Source organism: Promicromonospora iranensis (assembly GCF_028994805.1).
GTDB lineage: Bacteria > Actinomycetota > Actinomycetes > Actinomycetales > Cellulomonadaceae > Promicromonospora > Promicromonospora iranensis.
In genome coordinates this window covers 356,163-371,396 of record NZ_JAJQQP010000004.1, presented here as the reverse complement: position 1 = coordinate 371,396, position 15,234 = coordinate 356,163, and the positions used below count along the sequence as shown (strand labels likewise).

Sequence of the window (15,234 nt, the reverse complement as noted above, 5' to 3'; positions counted from 1 at the left end):
CCATGTTCCCCTTCACCTACACCAGGGCGACCTCCGTCCACGAAGCGATCGAAGCCGGTGAGCGCGGAGGCAGGTACATCGCCGGGGGCACCACCCTGGTGGACCTCATGCGCGAGACGGTCGAGCGCCCAAGCGCCCTCGTCGACATCGTCGGCCTTCCCCTGTCCGACGTCAGCGCCACGCCGCGTGGCGGCCTCCGCATCGGAGCACTCGCCCGGATGGCGGACGTCGCCGCGGACCCCGTCGTGCGGCAGACCTACCCCGCCGTCGCGCAGGCGCTGGAGCTGAGCGCCTCGGCGCAGCTGCGCAACATGGCCACCATCGGCGGCAACGTCATGCAGCGCCCGCGATGCGCGTACTTCCGCGACGTCTCGGCTCCCTGCAACCGGCGCGAGCCCGGTTCGGGCTGCTCGGCCCTGGAGGGCTACAACCGGACCCACGCCATCCTCGGAACCTCCGAACACTGCGTCGCGACGCACCCGTCCGACCTGGCGGTCGTCCTGACGGCGTTCGAGGCCACCGTGCACCTGGTCGGCCCGGAGGGCCGACGGGCCACACCGATCGGCCATTTCCTGCTGCCGCCCGGCGACACGCCGGACCAGGAGCAGGACCTCCGACCCGGTGAGCTGATCGTGGCCCTCGAGATACCCCCGCTCCCGCGGCCGCTGCGGTCCGGGTACCTGAAGGTGCGCGACCGGGAGAGCTACGAGTTCGCGCTCACCTCCGTCGCCGTCGCGCTGCACATCAGGGGCGGCGTGATCCACACAGCCAAGGTCGCCGCCGGCGGAGTGGGCACCATTCCCTGGAAGCTCCCGGCCGTCGAGCAGCACCTCGTCGGCAGACGCCCCTCGCCCGACCTCTGGGGGCAGGCCGCCGAACGAGCCGCCGACGGGGCGCGACCACTGGTCCACAACGGTTTCAAGACCGAGCTGCTGCGACGCACCGTCGAACGCCAGCTCCGCATCGTAGGAGGGCGCTCATGACCCCGCAGCCCGCCCCGCAGCCCGCCCGGCAGCCTCAGGCCACGGTCGGCACGCCGCGGTCCCGCGTCGACGGACGCCTCAAGGTGACCGGCCAGGCCCGCTTCGCCGCGGACCACGGCCCCGCCGACGGCATCGACGGGATCGTGCACGCGGTACTCGTGGACGCCACCATCGGCAGGGGAAGGATCACCGGCATCGACACCCGCGCCGCCCTGGCCGCCCCGGACGTCCTCACCGTGATCCACCACGGGAACGCGCCGCGGCTGCCGTACCGGGACAACTCCTTCCCCGACTCGATCCACCCGCCTGGCGAGCGCTTGCGCGCGTTCCAGGACGACCACGTCCGGTTCTTCGGACAACCGGTCGCCGTCGTCGTCGCCACGACCCTGGAGGCGGCGCGGCACGCCGCTCGCCTCGTCGAGGCCACCTACGACGCGGAGCCCCCACAGCTCGACCTCGTGACAGCACCCGCCCACGAGCCCGACGTCTACACCCGCGGCGACGCCGCAGCCGCGCTCGCCTCGGCCCCGGTGCAGCTCGAGATGACCTACCGGATGGGGCGGAACCACCACAACGCGATGGAACCGCACGCGATCGTGGCGCGCTGGGACGGCGACCGCCTCACGGTCTGGGAGAAGACCCAGTGGGTCGCCGACCCCAGGAACGAGCTCGCGGCGGTCTTCGGGATCGCCCAGGCCGCCGTGCGGTGCTACTCGCGCTTCGTCGGCGGAGCGTTCGGCAACTCCGGACGTACCTGGGTCCACTCCGTGGCCGCGGCGCTGGCGGCCCGGGAGCTTCGTCGCCCGGTCAAGCTCGTCCTCAGCAGGAGGCAGCTCTACTTCGGCATCGGGTTCCGCCCGGCCTACGAGTACGGCGTGCGCCTCGGCAGCGAGCGAGACGGTCGGCTGACTGCCGTCGTGCACGACGTGCGGGGCGAGACCTCCCGCTACGAGCGCCACTCGGACGACCTCGCACTGGGCCGGATGCTCTACGACACGCCGCACTTCCGGCAGGACGTAAGGCTCGTTCCCCTGGACGTCAACACACCGACGTGGATGCGTGGCCCGGGGTGGTCCACCACGGCGACTGCCCTGGAGACCTCCCTGGACGAGCTGGCGCACGAGCTCGGCATCGACCCGATCGAGCTGCGGATCCGCAACGAGCCCGCCGACGACCCCGCGACCGGTCAGCCGTTCTCCACGCGACGGCTCCACGAGTGCTACACGACCGGCATGCGCGAGTTCGGCTGGCACCGGCGCAGCTCCCGTCCGCGGGCGGTGCGCGAGGGCGACTGGCTGATCGGTATGGGTATGGCGGCCGGGGCCTACCCGGCCGAGAGCGCCCCCGCGCAGGCGCACGCCCGGCTCGGCGCCGACGGGACCGTCGTCGTCCGCTCGGCGAGCAGCGACATGGGCCCGGGCACGACGACGTCGATGGCACAGGTCGCCGCCGACGCCCTCGGTCTGCCGATGTGGAGCGTGCAGTTCCAGCTCGGCGACTCCACGATGCCCCCGGCCCCCGTGCACGCGCTGGCCTGGACCATGGCGAGCGTGGGCTCCGCCGTCCAGGCGACCTGCGACAGGCTGCGGCGCAAGGCGGTCGCCCTGGCGGTGGGCGACGACCGGTCGCCCTTGCACGGCGTGCCCGCCGACGAGGTCGTCGTGCGGCGCGGATGGCTGCACGCCAGGGCGGATCCGCGCCGTGGCGAGACCTATCAGCAGCTGCTGGCGCGCAACGGCCGGACCCATCTCGAGGCGGTCGGTGGCTACGAGCCGCCCGAGGAGATCCGGTACTCGATGTACGCCTACAGCGCGATCTTCGCCGAGGTCGCCGTCGACGCCCGGCTCGGGATCGTGCGGGTCCGCCGGATGCTCGGGGTCTTCGACGCCGGACGCATCGTCAACCCCAAGCTCGCCGACAGCCAGGCCCACGGTGGCATGATCGGCGGCCTGGGCCAAGCACTCCTGGAGCACACCGTCACCGACCCGCGTGACGGCCGGATCCTGAACGCCAACCTCGCGGACTACCTCGTGCCGACCAACGCGGACGCAGCCGACATCCGCGCGATCTATATCGAAGGCGTCGACAACGAGGCCGCACCGATCGGCGTCAAAGGGCTCGGCGAGGTCGTGCAGGTCGGCGTGGCGCCCGCGATCGCCAACGCCGTCTTCAACGCGACAGGACGCCGGGTCCGCGACCTGCCCATCACGCCCGAGGCCCTGCTCATGCCCCGGTGACGACCACCGGTGGTCACGAGCGACCCGAGCCCCACCTCGGGCACCACCCGGCGCACCGGCTCACGCCGTTGTTGACATGTCATCTGCCTGCCAGAACAGCGCGGGCAGCGGGCGGCTCCTCGGACTCCTGCCCATAGATGGCGACCAGGGCGATCCACACCGCGGTGACGATCCCCGCCGGGCTGAGGAACTCCTCGGGCACTGTCGTGCCGACGAAGGAGTATCCACCGAGCCACACGCCGGAGACGAGTCCGGCGACACGCACGAGCCAGGATCGGGACACCAGCGAGCTTGCGACGATCCAGACGCCGGCAAGGACGTGGCCGCCGAGACGGACCGCCCACGCGGTCTCGTAGGAGATGTCGTTGATCATCAGAATGCCTGCCAGCACGTCCAGGGCGACCCAGCCGTACCCGGCAGCCCTGGCCCATGGTGCGGCGTCCAGGCGCGACACGAGGAGCAGGATCGAGAGGTGGAAGAAGACGCCGAGGTACTCCCCCCAGACCACGGTGGGGTCGATCAGCAGAGCGAGCACGACGGGGACGAAGAGCGCGAGCGGGAGGAGTGCGATGTAGCGCAGGCCGACGTAGCGCCGTTGAGAGTCGGGCACGGAGAACCCCTAGGATTGTGGCGATACTGGTTCGACCTACGATAGAAAGCGAATGTTGACATGTCAACACGGGTCGAGAGTGCCGCGGAGCTGTGGTTGACATGGAAGCGCGCGTTCGAGGCGGTGCGAGCACCGATCGTCGCCGAGGTGACCGCCGGATCCGATCTCTCGGAGCCCGAGCTGAGCGTCCTGGTCACTCTTTTCGAGGCCGGCGGCGCCGCGCGCCAGAACGTCCTGGCCGCAGAGCTGGGCTGGGACCGGACCCGGCTGTCGCACCTGCTCACCAGGATGGAGGCGCGCGAGTACGTGACCCGTGGAAAGGTGACGGGGGGTGTCGAGGTGGCCCTGCTCACCAGGGGCAGGGATGCGCTCGACACGTCGATACCGACATTGGAGGACTCAGCCCGACGTCACCTGCTCGATGCCCTCGACCCCGAGGACGTCAGGGCGCTCCGAAGGATTGTTCGCAGGCTCCTGACGTCCTGAGGCACGCGACCGTCCTGAGTTACTTGGCGCCCCGAGTCACCGGGCGCCGCCCTGACCGAATGCCCCACCGCCAGGTTCCTCCGGCGTGGTCGCCCATGGAACCCCACTGGTCACGGTCTGCGGATCCAATCAGGTAGGCGCCGATGGTCGTCTCATGGACCACGCCCTGCGGGTTCGACGCCTCGACGTCGGGTGGTCGATGATCCCCGGCGCGGAGACCATGGTACGACCGGCCGCAGCCGGCGATCAGAGAGGGAACCCATGGTGATCGATCGGGCCGGGCTCGCCGAGTTCCTGCGACGGCGCCGCGAGTCGCTGCAACCTGAGGACGTCGGCCTCCCGCGCGGATCGCGCCGAAGGACCGGCGGCCTGCGACGGGAGGAGGTCGCCTCGCTCTGTCACATGTCGGCCGACTACTACGCGCGGCTCGAACGAGAGCGCGGACCTCACCCGTCCGTGCAGATGATCACCTCCATCGCGCAGGGACTGGGCCTCTGCCTCGACGAACGCGACCACCTGCTTCGACTCTCCGGGCACAACCCACCGGCGCGCGGCGCGGCCGGCGAACACGTCAGCCCCGGTCTGCTCCGCATCCTCGACTGCCTGGACGACTCTCCCGCGGAGATCGTCACCGAGCTCGGGGAGACTCTCCGGCAGAGCCCGCTGGGGATCGCGCTCACCGGAGACCGGACCCGGCACACGGGACCCGCCCGTAGCATCGGCTACCGGTGGTTCACCGACCCCACCACACGACAGCTCTACGACCCCGACGACCATACCCTGCTCACCCGCACTTTCGCCGCCGGCCTGCGCCACGTCGCCGCACTGCGCGGCCCCGGCTCCCGGGCAGCGCAGCTGGCGGACCTCCTGCTCGGGCAGAGCGACGAGTTCCGCGAGGCGTGGAACGCTCACGAGGTCGGCGTGCGGCCGGTCGCCGTCAAGCGCTTGGTCCACCCCGAGGTCGGCGCCCTGGAACTGACCTGTCAGTCCCTGCTCGACCCGGACCAGTCGCACCGCCTGCTCGTCTTCGCGGCCGTCCCCGGCTCCGAGAGCGACGAGAAGCTGCAGCAGCTGTCCGTCATCGCAGCGCGGACGTGTGACTGATGCCCGCGAGGAACGGGCGCCATCCCTGCTCTCGCGCTGGTCAGGGGCGGATCGACAGGCCCTGAATAACGGTGCCGCCTTCCACCACTGTGGAGACCGTCTCCCCAGGGAAGGAAATCATGTCCGACACGTTCAGCCTCAGAATCACCACGGAAGGCCCCTCGCGACGATCCTACGGCCCAGTCCGACGAGCTCTCGGATGGATCGTGGTCGCGGCAGCCGCCGCTGCCGCCGTGATCGTGCCGTTGACCGGCGCGCCCGCGGCGGCGCAGTCCATCGCACTGCTCGGCGTCGCCCTCGCCCTCGTGCAGGGCACGCGGCGATACGGCTGGGGGCTGCTGCTCGCCTTCTTCGCGATCAGCTACGTCATCAGCTTCGCCTGGGAAAACCTGAGCGTCATGACGGGCTTCCCGTTCGGCAACTACCACTACACGCTCACGCCGCAACTGTTCTACGTACCCGTGATCATCGGTGTGGCCTACTTCGGCATCGGCTTCGTCAGCTGGATGACTGCCAACACGGTCCTCGACCGCGCGGACGAACATCTGAACCTGCGCACCCGGCCGGGCCGGATCAACGTCTTCGCACTGCCGGTGCTGGCCGGTGCCGTCATGACAATGTTCGACGTCGGCATCGACTCGATCTCCTCGACCGTCCGAGGCGCATGGGTCTGGGAAGAGGGCGGCGGCGTCTTCGGCGTCCCCTTCACGAACTATCTCGGCTGGTGGTTCGTGACGTGGAGCTTCTTCCAGGTATTCGCACTGGTCCTCGCCACTCGCCAGACCCGGCACCCCGAGAGAACCAGTGACGGTCTGCCACGGATCTCTCACCTGCAACCGGTGCTCATCTACATGATGTTCGGCATCAGCTCGATATCCGCTTTCCTCGGATTCACCGAAGGCGACACCGTCGTCGACGCGACCGGCGCCGCGTGGAGCACGCCGGCGATCTTCGAGGCGCTCATGATCTTCAACATCTTCAGCATCATCCCTGTCTCCCTCTTCGCGATCACGAAGATCGCCCGAGGCGACCTGAACCGCGCCTGACACCCCGGCGACCTCAGCCTGGGATCGGCAGGTCCTGGATGTCCTTCGCCCCAGTGCCCAACCTGGGACCAGTACCGAGCCCGGAGACCACACGGATGGTCGCGGCGCTGTCCTTCCCTGCCCGAAGCTGCGACCAGCCAGGAGAGACTCGATGAATCCAGACAACGATGCGGGACACGGCCGTTCGGGCGTCTCCCGGCGAAACTTCCTGGGCGGCGGCCTGGTCGCCGCCGCCGTGACGCCGCTGCTGAACGCGACAGCCGAGGCCGAGGCGGCAGAGGCAGCTTCCGCCACCGCGGACGGGGTGGCACAGGTGCTGGTGCGGGCCGCCGTCAACGGCGCGCCGGTCACGGTGCTGGTCGACCCACGGGCCACCCTGCTCGACACGCTCCGCGAGAAGCTGGACCTCAAGGGCACAAAGAAGGGTTGCGACCGCGGTCAGTGCGGGGCGTGCACGGTGCACGTCGACGGGCGGCGGGTGCTGTCCTGTCTGACCCTGGCGGCATCGACGACCGGCCACGAGGTCACCACGATCGAGGGCCTGGCCGACGGGGATCGGCTGCACCCGATGCAGCAGGCGTTCGTCGAGCACGACGGCCTGCAGTGCGGCTTCTGCACCCCGGGACAGATCATGTCCGCCGTCGCCATGGTCGACGACGAGGGTCCCGCCCGCTCGGACGACGAGATCCGCGAGCGCATGTCGGGCAACATCTGTCGCTGCAGCGCCTACCCGCGCATCGTCGACGCCATCCGTGACGCACAGAAGGTGATGCGCTGATGCGGCCCTACACCTTCGCCCAGGCCCGTTCGGTCCGCGAGGCCCTGCGGGGGGCCGGATCTGACACCGCGTTCCTGGCCGGCGGTACCACCCTGGTGGACCTGATGAAGCTCGAGGTGATGACCCCCGAGCGCGTCGTGGACATCAACCGGCTGCCGCTGGACGGCATCACCCTGGACCGCAAAGGGCTGCACATCGGTGCGCTGGAACGGATGAGCGACGTCGCCGCCGATCCCGCCGTGCGGGAGAACTACCCGATGGTCGCGCAGGCGTTGGAGCTGAGCGCCTCGGCCCAGCTGCGCAACATGGCGAGCATCGGCGGGAACCTGCTGCAGCGCACGCGGTGCGGCTACTTCCGCGACGTCAGCACCCCGTGCAACAAGCGCGAGCCGGGCAGCGGGTGCTCGGCGCTGGAGGGTGTCAACCGCGGTCATGCGGTCCTCGGCACCAGCGACGACTGCATCGCGAGCCACCCCAGCGACCTGGCTGTCCCGCTCGTGGCGCTGAGCACGGTGGTGCACCTCGCCTCGGCGCGGGGCACCCGCAGCGTGCCGCTCGACACCTTCTACACCCTGCCCGGTAGCACCCCCGACGTCGAGAACGTGCTGCGACCGAACGAGCTGATCACCGGCATCACCGTGCCCCGCTCACCCTGGGCGGCGCACTCGCTCTACGTGAAGGTCCGCGACCGGCAGTCGTACGAGTTCGCGCTCACCTCGGCGGCCGTCGCCCTCGAGGTACGGGGCCGGACCATCACGAATGCCCGGGTCGCCGCAGGCGGAGTGGGGACCAGGCCGTGGCGGCTGACGGCGGTCGAACGCGCCCTGACCGGCCGGCCCGCCACCTCCGCCACGTTCGAGGCCGCCGTCGTCCGTGCCGCGGACGGCGCGCAGCCGCGTGAGCACAACGCGTTCAAGCCCGCCCTGCTGCGCCGCACCCTGGTGCGGGCACTGACCGAGCTGCAGGAGAGCCGATGATCGGGACAGGCGGCAGCCATGCTTGAGCTCGCCGCCCAGCTGCTCGAACGCACCCGCCGCCGGATCCCGTTCGTGACGGCCACCGTCACGAACGTGGCCGGCAGCGCACCCCGGCAGCCCGGCTCGTCGCTCGTGGTCGACGCCGACGGCGCGGTGCTGGGCAACGTGTCCGGCGGGTGCGTCGACGCCGCCGTGCACGACGCCTGTCAGGAGATGCTCGCCGGGGACCACCAGCCCCAGGTCCTGCGGTTCGGGTACACCGACGCCGATGCGATCGGCGTCGGCCTGACCTGCGGCGGAACCATCGAGCTCCTGCTGCGCCACCACGACCCGGCCACCGAACCGAGGCTGGAAGCGGCCCTCCTCGACGCCACGCGGGACGAGTCGGTCGCCCTGGCCACGGTGGTGCGTGGCCCCGAGGCGCACCTGGGCCGGACGATCGTCGTGCGTCCCGGTCAGCCCAGCCAGGGAACTCTCGGCGACGAGCTGCTCGACCAGGTCGCCGGGGCGCAGGCGGCGGACATGCTGCATGCCGGCCAGAGCGGCACGGTCGAGATCGGGGTGGCCGACAGCTACTGCCGGGATCCCATGACGCTGCTGGTGGAGTCCAGCACCCCGGCGCCGCGGATGCTCGTTTTCGGCGCCACCGACCACGCCGCCGCGCTGGCCCGGCTCGGCACCTTCCTCGGGTACCGGGTGACGGTCTGCGACGCCCGGCCCACGTTCGCCACCCCGGAGCGGTTCCCGGGCGCGGAGGTCGTCGTGGAATGGCCGCACCGCCATCTCGGGGCCCAGGCCGAGGCCGGGCTGCTCGACCAGCGCACCGTCGTCTGCGTGCTCACCCACGACCCCAAGTTCGACCTGCCGCTCCTGACCGCCGCCCTGCGCCTGCCCGTGGCGTACGTCGGAGCCATGGGCTCCCGCCGCACCCACGAGGAACGCCTGGCCCGGCTCCGCGAGGCGGGCCTGACCGATCACGAGCTGGGTCGGCTGCACTCACCGATCGGGCTCGACCTCGGTGCCCGCACCCCGCAGGAGACCGCACTGTCGATCGCGGCGGAGATCGTCGCGAACCGGCACGACGGCTCCGGCGTACCCCTGAGCACCGGGGTCCCGATCCACCGCAAAGTCGTCCAGCACGACGTCACCCACCGCAGCGTCCCGTCGCCGCGCCCGCTCACGCACAGCAGCTAGAAGGAGCCACGATGCCCCGTTCCCCCGTAGGACGCGAGATCGACCGCGTCGACGGCAGACTGAAGGTCACCGGCGCGGCCGAGTACTCCGGTGACTACCGCGCCCCCGAGCGCGCCGCCGACCTCGCCCACGCCCACCTCGTCACCAGCACCATCGCGCGAGGCACCATCACCCGGATCGACACCGCCGCCGCACTGGCCTCCCCCGGGGTGCTGCGCGTGTACGCCGCGCCGGAACCCATCGAGCGCCTGGCGCTGTACGGAGTCACCGGCCAGGCCGCCGGCTTCACCGAGCCCTACATCCCGCTGCAGACCGCGGCGGTCCATTTTTACGGCCAGGCCATAGCGATGGTCGTCGCCGAGACCCCCGAGCAGGCACGCGACGCCGCGGCGCTGGTCACCGCGACCTACGCCGCCGAGCCGCCGCGCACCTCGATCGCGGACGAGCCGCACGTGCCCGCCGGCCCCACCATCAGCGGGTCGCCGAGCAGCCTCAACATCCTGGCTCCTGGCGTCGAGTCGATCGACGCCGCGCTCGCCGCCAGCGACGTCGTGGTGGAGGCCGAGTTCCACCAGAACGTGCAGCACCACGTCGGGATGGAGCCTCACGCGGTCCTCGCCGTCTGGGAGGAACCGGACCGCGTCACCATCTACGCCGGCGCGCAGATCCCCGCGGCGTATGCGCTCGGAATGGCACAGCGGCTCGGTCTGCTGCCCCAGAACGTCCGACTGATCACGAAGTACGTGGGTGGCGGGTTCGGCGCCCGCGTCGTCCTGTGGAGCGATACGCCCCTGGCCGCTGCCGCGGCCCGTGAGCTCGGCCGGCCGGTCCGGCTGGTCCTCACCCGGGAACAGATGTTCACCCTGACCGGCCACCGTTCGCACCTCACGCAGACCGTCAGGCTGGGCGCCTCCCGGCGGGGAGTGCTCAACGCGGTCAGCCACCGGAGCCTCGCCGAGCGTCCGAGCACCATGTCGTTCACCATGACGCCGGCCCACTCCACGTCGGACGCGCTCTACAGCACGCCCAACCTGCACGTCGACGCTCAGCTGGCCGTCCTCGACATCCCCGGGAGCCGGGCGATGCGCGGCCCGAACGAGGCGCCCGGGTCCTTCGCCCTGGAGACGGCGATGGACGAGCTGGCCATCGCCACCGGTGTCGACCCCGTGGCGCTGCGGCTGCGCAACTACGCCACCACCAGCCCTTCCTCGGGGCTGCCCTGGTCGAGCAAGCACCTGGACGAGTGCTACCGCGTCGGAGCCGAACGCTTCGGCTGGTCCACCCGCAGCGCCACGCCCCGCGCACGCGTCGACGGGCAGTGGCTGTACGGCACCGGCATGGCGACCGCCATCTACCCTGCGGCACGCCGGACCGGGTTCGCCGCCCGGGTCCAGCTGCGCAACGACGACACGGCGGTGGTGTCCACAGCCACCTCGGACCTCGGCACCGGCGCGACGACCATGGTGGCGATCTCCGGCGCCGATGCCCTGGGCATCCCGCTGGCGCGGGTGACGCCCGAGATCGGTGACACCTACCTTCCCCCGGGCGCACCCGCGGTCGGCTCCAGCGGCACGCATGCCACGGTGCCGCTGGTCGTGGACGCCGCCCGGAACGTCATCGCGGAGCTCAAGCGGCTTGCCGTCACCAGGGACGGGTCGCCCTGGCAGGGAGCGGCCGCCGAGGACCTGCGCTACGAGCGCGGCATCCTGCACGGGGGCGGCCGCTCGATGACCTTCGGCCGCCTGCTCACCGCCATCGGATCGCGCGGCGTCGACATGGAGTCCTCTCCGGGAGGCGACCCCATCCCCGGGGTCATCCACCACAGCTTCGGTGCTCACTTCTGCGAGGTACGGGTCAACCGGTTCACCGGCGAGACCCGCGTCACCCGGTTCACCACCGTCGCCGACGTCGGCCGCGTCATCAACGCCAAGGCCGCCCGCAGCCAGCTCGTCGGCGGCGTCATCTTCGGCATCGGCCACGCCCTCCTGGAGGAGAACCACCTCGAGCTCCGCACCGGGCGGCTGGCCAACAGCACCCTGGCCGACTACCTCGTGCCCGTGAATGCCGACGTCCCCGACATCGACGTGGTCATGCTCGACCGGCCCGACCCCCGGCTCACCGGGCCGCTGGGCGACGGCAGCGAGGACGTCGGGACCGGGAGCCTCGGCGCCCGCGGCCTCGGCGAGATCGGCACCGTGGCTTCGGCAGCCGCGATCGGCAACGCCGTCTACAACGCCACCGGCATCCGCGTGCGCGACGTCCCCATCACCCCCGACAAACTGATCGAGCACCTGTAGACGCCCACCTTCTCAGGGCACCGGCGCACCTGGCTACGCCCGAGGGGCCACCCGATCAACATGATCGGATGGCCCCTCGGCGGTGTCCGGGTGGCTCACTCCGGGTGGCTCACGGAGCCGCGACGTGATCCTGGTACGCGGCACTGGCATCACCGAGGACCGCGATGATGCCGCGGAACGCCTGGGCGCCGTCCTCCACGGCCTCCTGCACGGCTCCCGGAACTTGCAGCTGGTAGCGACGCGCCTTCGCCTCCCCCGCCGCGAGCAGCGGTAGCACGGAGGTGACGGGCGACTCCGCGATGCCCAGCCCCGCCGCAGCGTCTCCGTGGTACCGGCCGGCCAGGGCGTTCAGCAGGTCACGCCAGCCTGACGCGTCCAGCGGCGACTGCGGCAGGGCCGCGAGGTTGGTGGTCGCCGCGTCGAACAAGGCCGCGACGAGCGCCCGGCTGTTCTCGTCCGGCGCGGCGGACGTCGAGTCGAGCAGGTCGAGCAGCTCGCCGGCCTGCTGGTGGTCCTCGATGCCGAGGAAGAACTCCTCGTCCAGACCGAGCAGGTGGCCCACGTACCACCAGTAGCGGTACAGGCGGGACTGTTCCTCGTCCGTGAGCCGGTAGCCGATGCCCTCCAGGAACGTGAACGGCACCACCGTGAAGTCCAGCCAGGTCCGTGCCACGTCGGCCTGGTTGATCGGTACGCCCCACTGGCCGGCGTCCCAGCCGTGCGCCGTGGCCGAGGCCCGCACCCGCGCGTGCAGCAACCGGACCTGCACGGTCTGCACGTAGCCGGGAGCGCCGTGACGCAGGCCGCCGGGCAGGACGACCGAGGCGTTCCACAGCCCGGTCTCGGCCAGGCGGCGCGGTGCTGTCGTGGTCAGCCGGCCCGTACCCACGAGCAGCCTCGCGATCGCCGGCGACCTGTAGGTGTGGGCGAGCGAACCTCCCGCGAAGGCGAGGCCGCGCCAGTGCGGCGGCACGGCGAGCGAGGTCCGGTCCCCCTCGTCCAGCAGGTCCGCCGAGACCCAGCCGGGCACGGTCTGGGTGTGGGCGAGCAGTGCGGCGACGGCCGGCGGGGCGTCCGGCACGCTCGCCCGGCCCTCGGCGAGGCCACGTCCGAGCGCCGCGCGGGCGGACCGGCCGAGCTGGTCGAGCTCGACGATGACGGCGTCGGCGAGGGGGTCCCCCACCTGGAGCGCCCGCAGCATGGCGTCGACGCGGTCGCCGTGGCGGGTGCGGGCCGTTGCGAGGTTGACAGCCCGTTCGGGTACCGGTGAGACATTCTTCGAAGCGGTCATGTAGTCATCAAAACCGCCGAGCGGGACGCCATCCACGGCCTCTTGATCCCCCTCTGCGACCGCTCGACGGGCTCTCCTCACGGCGGAGTCGGCGAGCCTGCCCCAGAGGTAGGGCGAGGCCCGTCGTGCCGGGTGCGGTACCAGATCACCGAGGTGATGATCGCCAGCAGCACGACCGGGACGAGGAAGGCGGCAGAGCCGGCACCCGACGAGCGGTCCGTCGTGGCGCCCAGGTCCGCGTGCAGCACCAGGGCCAGCAGGAGCCCGAAGACATTGTTGGCGGCATGCAGCACGACCGCGGTCTCGAGGCCACCGGTGCGCCAGGTGATGAGTGCGAACGCCACGCCGACAGCTACGAACTGAAGGTTCAGCCAGACGTCGGCGGACAGGTGGATCGTGGCGAACAGCACCGCCGAGACGACGACGCCCAGGACGAGCGCAGATCGCGGTCCGTGGCCCCAGCTCGCGGCGACCCGGAAGATCAGGCCTCGGTAGCCGTACTCCTCCCCCGCCGCCTGCAACGGCACGATGACGATCGTGACCGCGAACACGAACAGGAGATCGGCGACCGCCCAGCGTGCTTCCGGCGACGGTTCCAGCGCAGCGAGTCCCGTCCGCACAGCAGATCGCTCTGGCCTCCGAGCTGGGCGAACGCCGCCCCGAACCCCAGCAGGCCGGCGTGCAGCAGCACGATCGCGAGGATGCCACGCCCGATGCGGCGCTTCTCCCCCACGAGCACCAGGCGGTAGGGCGCCCCCTCGGGACCTGGGCGGGGCGCCCTCGCCGAGCTGCTGACGGACGAGGCTGCAGCAGACAAGGGCGTGGACCGGTACGGCACACTGAGTCTCCTGGTGCAGGTGTGCGTCAGCCTGGTGCGGGCGGGGTAGACCGGGTTCTCAGGCGGTGGCGTTGATGACGCCGCTGATGAGGAGCGCGGTGAGCGTGGTCCAGGCGATGATCGCCACGGCCTGCCAGATCAGGATGCGGGTCTTGCCGACGCCGGAGGCCGCGAGCATCGTGGCGGTGAAGTGCGTGGGCAGCAGGAGCGGTCCGAGCAGGCTCACGCCGGGAACGCCGTAGCGCTCGTACGCGCGCTGGAACTTCGCACGGCGCGCGGCGCCGCGGGAGTCCTGCGCGTCCTCGACCGGCGCGGTCATCAGGACGGTCTCGCCACCCGCCGGCGCTCCGGCCCGTGCGGCCACCTTGGTCCGGTGCCGGGTCACGACGGCGTTGCGCGCACCGGAGCTGAGCAGCACCAGCGCGGCCACGACGAGGAAGTTGCCGACCATCGCGGCGATCGCGGCGACGACCGGGTTGATCCCACCGATGATCCCGATCGCCACCCCTCCCTCGCCCTCGACGAACGGGATAGCGCCCGCGGCCGCGACGATCAGCGGCTGCACGAGCTCGGGCACCTGCCCGACGAGGTCCTGCAGGCTGTCGATGAGGCTCATGATGTGCTCCTGTCGGTGTGGGTCTCGGGGTGTCCCCCGTGCTGACTCCAGTCCACCGCTCGGGAGCGCCGCTCAGAAGTGCCGGCCTGTCACCACCTCCCGGGGCGAACACACCCCGCATCCATGACATGTGTCATGACCGTGCCCGCCTCAGCCCACGTTGTAGACCACGAGCAGGGCCAGCCAGGCGCTCACTGTCGCGATCGCGGTCCACAGGGTGATCGCGATGCCCTGCCACAGCAGTACCCAAGGTTTGGCCACGCCACCGGCGACCAGCAGCGCGGCGGTGAACTGGGTAGGCATCGCGAGGGGGCCCAGAAGGCTCGCCCCGGGCACTCCGTACCGAGTGAGGTAGCGCCGGAAGCGCTCCTTGCCCTTCGATTCCGGCTTCTCCTTGGCGGGCGCCTCCTCCACCCCGGCGCCGCCCGGCGGCGTCGGGCCTACCGACACACCCACCGCCTCTCGCCGCGCCCGACGTGCGAGGGTCGCTGTACGCGCACGGCTGCTGACGGTGACGATCAGGAAGACGCAGAGGAAGTTGCCCCCGGCGGCGGCGATCCCGGCCAGTACCGGATTGAGGCCGCCGAGCACCCCGATCATCGTCGCGAGCTCACCCTCGACGAAGGGCACGGCGCCGGCCAGCGCGACGACCAGCGGTTGGACCACCTCGGGAACGTCCGCGACAAGATCTCGGAATCCCTGGACCAATGGTTCGACGGGGTTCAACGTGTTCTCTCTTCCAGTGCTGGGCGCGCTCGTGATTCGGGCACGCCGAGC

14 protein-coding genes are annotated in these 15,234 nt (G+C 71.1%); 9 read left to right on the top strand and 5 right to left on the bottom strand.

Annotation, left to right across the window (positions count from 1 at the left end; genetic code table 11):
- Positions 1 to 2: 2 nt before the first annotated feature.
- Both LUM46_RS08775 and LUM46_RS08770 read left to right on the top strand, forming a co-directional pair.
- Positions 3 to 983 (top strand): FAD binding domain-containing protein, encoded by a 981-nt coding sequence (locus tag LUM46_RS08775; protein ID WP_274993413.1) that lies wholly within the window; start codon positions 3 to 5, stop codon positions 981 to 983.
- Positions 980 to 3,220: a xanthine dehydrogenase family protein molybdopterin-binding subunit gene (locus LUM46_RS08770; RefSeq protein ID WP_274993412.1), complete on the top strand. Its 2,241-nt coding sequence runs from the start codon at positions 980 to 982 to the stop codon at positions 3,218 to 3,220. Before LUM46_RS08775 ends, LUM46_RS08770 begins: the two co-directional genes overlap by 4 nt.
- A gap of 79 nt (positions 3,221 to 3,299) precedes the next feature.
- On the opposite strand, the gene LUM46_RS08765 is transcribed toward LUM46_RS08770, so the two are convergent.
- Positions 3,300 to 3,830, bottom strand: coding sequence for a hypothetical protein (locus LUM46_RS08765; RefSeq protein WP_274993411.1), 531 nt, complete (start codon positions 3,828 to 3,830; stop codon positions 3,300 to 3,302).
- A 60-nt stretch (positions 3,831 to 3,890) separates the two neighbouring features.
- Between LUM46_RS08765 and LUM46_RS08760 the strand changes: the two genes are divergently transcribed.
- The 7 genes from LUM46_RS08760 to LUM46_RS08730 all read left to right on the top strand — a co-directional run bounded on the left by LUM46_RS08760 (position 3,891) and on the right by LUM46_RS08730 (position 11,712).
- On the top strand, positions 3,891 to 4,316 hold the full coding sequence (locus LUM46_RS08760) for a MarR family winged helix-turn-helix transcriptional regulator (protein ID WP_274993410.1): 426 nt from the start codon (positions 3,891 to 3,893) through the stop codon (positions 4,314 to 4,316).
- A gap of 264 nt (positions 4,317 to 4,580) precedes the next feature.
- A complete protein-coding gene (locus tag LUM46_RS08755) occupies positions 4,581 to 5,420 on the top strand; it encodes a helix-turn-helix transcriptional regulator (protein WP_274993514.1) in 840 nt (279 codons plus the stop codon).
- Between the two features lie 89 nt (positions 5,421 to 5,509).
- The gene (locus tag LUM46_RS08750) at positions 5,510 to 6,466 is read left to right on the top strand and encodes a carotenoid biosynthesis protein (RefSeq protein WP_274993409.1); all 957 of its coding nucleotides are present in this window, start codon (positions 5,510 to 5,512) and stop codon (positions 6,464 to 6,466) included.
- 151 nt (positions 6,467 to 6,617) lie between these two features.
- On the top strand, positions 6,618 to 7,244 hold the full coding sequence (locus tag LUM46_RS08745; RefSeq protein ID WP_310242994.1) for a (2Fe-2S)-binding protein: 627 nt from the start codon (positions 6,618 to 6,620) through the stop codon (positions 7,242 to 7,244).
- Positions 7,244 to 8,221: an FAD binding domain-containing protein gene (locus LUM46_RS08740; RefSeq protein WP_274993408.1), complete on the top strand. Its 978-nt coding sequence runs from the start codon at positions 7,244 to 7,246 to the stop codon at positions 8,219 to 8,221. The genes LUM46_RS08745 and LUM46_RS08740 overlap by 1 nt, the downstream gene beginning before the upstream one ends.
- Before the next feature lie 18 nt (positions 8,222 to 8,239).
- A complete protein-coding gene (locus tag LUM46_RS08735) occupies positions 8,240 to 9,415 on the top strand; it encodes an XdhC family protein (protein ID WP_274993407.1) in 1,176 nt (391 codons plus the stop codon).
- A gap of 11 nt (positions 9,416 to 9,426) precedes the next feature.
- Positions 9,427 to 11,712, top strand: coding sequence for a xanthine dehydrogenase family protein molybdopterin-binding subunit (locus LUM46_RS08730; RefSeq protein ID WP_274993406.1), 2,286 nt, complete (start codon positions 9,427 to 9,429; stop codon positions 11,710 to 11,712).
- 109 nt (positions 11,713 to 11,821) lie between these two features.
- Here the strand turns inward: LUM46_RS08730 and LUM46_RS08725 are convergent, their stop codons facing one another.
- The 4 genes from LUM46_RS08725 to LUM46_RS08710 form a co-directional block, all read right to left on the bottom strand.
- The gene (locus LUM46_RS08725) at positions 11,822 to 13,003 is read right to left on the bottom strand and encodes an oxygenase MpaB family protein (protein WP_274993405.1); all 1,182 of its coding nucleotides are present in this window, start codon (positions 13,001 to 13,003) and stop codon (positions 11,822 to 11,824) included.
- A 77-nt stretch (positions 13,004 to 13,080) separates the two neighbouring features.
- Positions 13,081 to 13,623: a CPBP family intramembrane glutamic endopeptidase gene (locus tag LUM46_RS08720; RefSeq protein ID WP_274993404.1), complete on the bottom strand. Its 543-nt coding sequence runs from the start codon at positions 13,621 to 13,623 to the stop codon at positions 13,081 to 13,083.
- 276 nt (positions 13,624 to 13,899) lie between these two features.
- A complete protein-coding gene (locus LUM46_RS08715) occupies positions 13,900 to 14,457 on the bottom strand; it encodes a small multidrug efflux protein (protein WP_274993403.1) in 558 nt (185 codons plus the stop codon).
- Between the two features lie 150 nt (positions 14,458 to 14,607).
- A complete protein-coding gene (locus LUM46_RS08710; RefSeq protein ID WP_274993402.1) occupies positions 14,608 to 15,123 on the bottom strand; it encodes a small multidrug efflux protein in 516 nt (171 codons plus the stop codon).
- Positions 15,124 to 15,234: the final 111 nt, after the last annotated feature.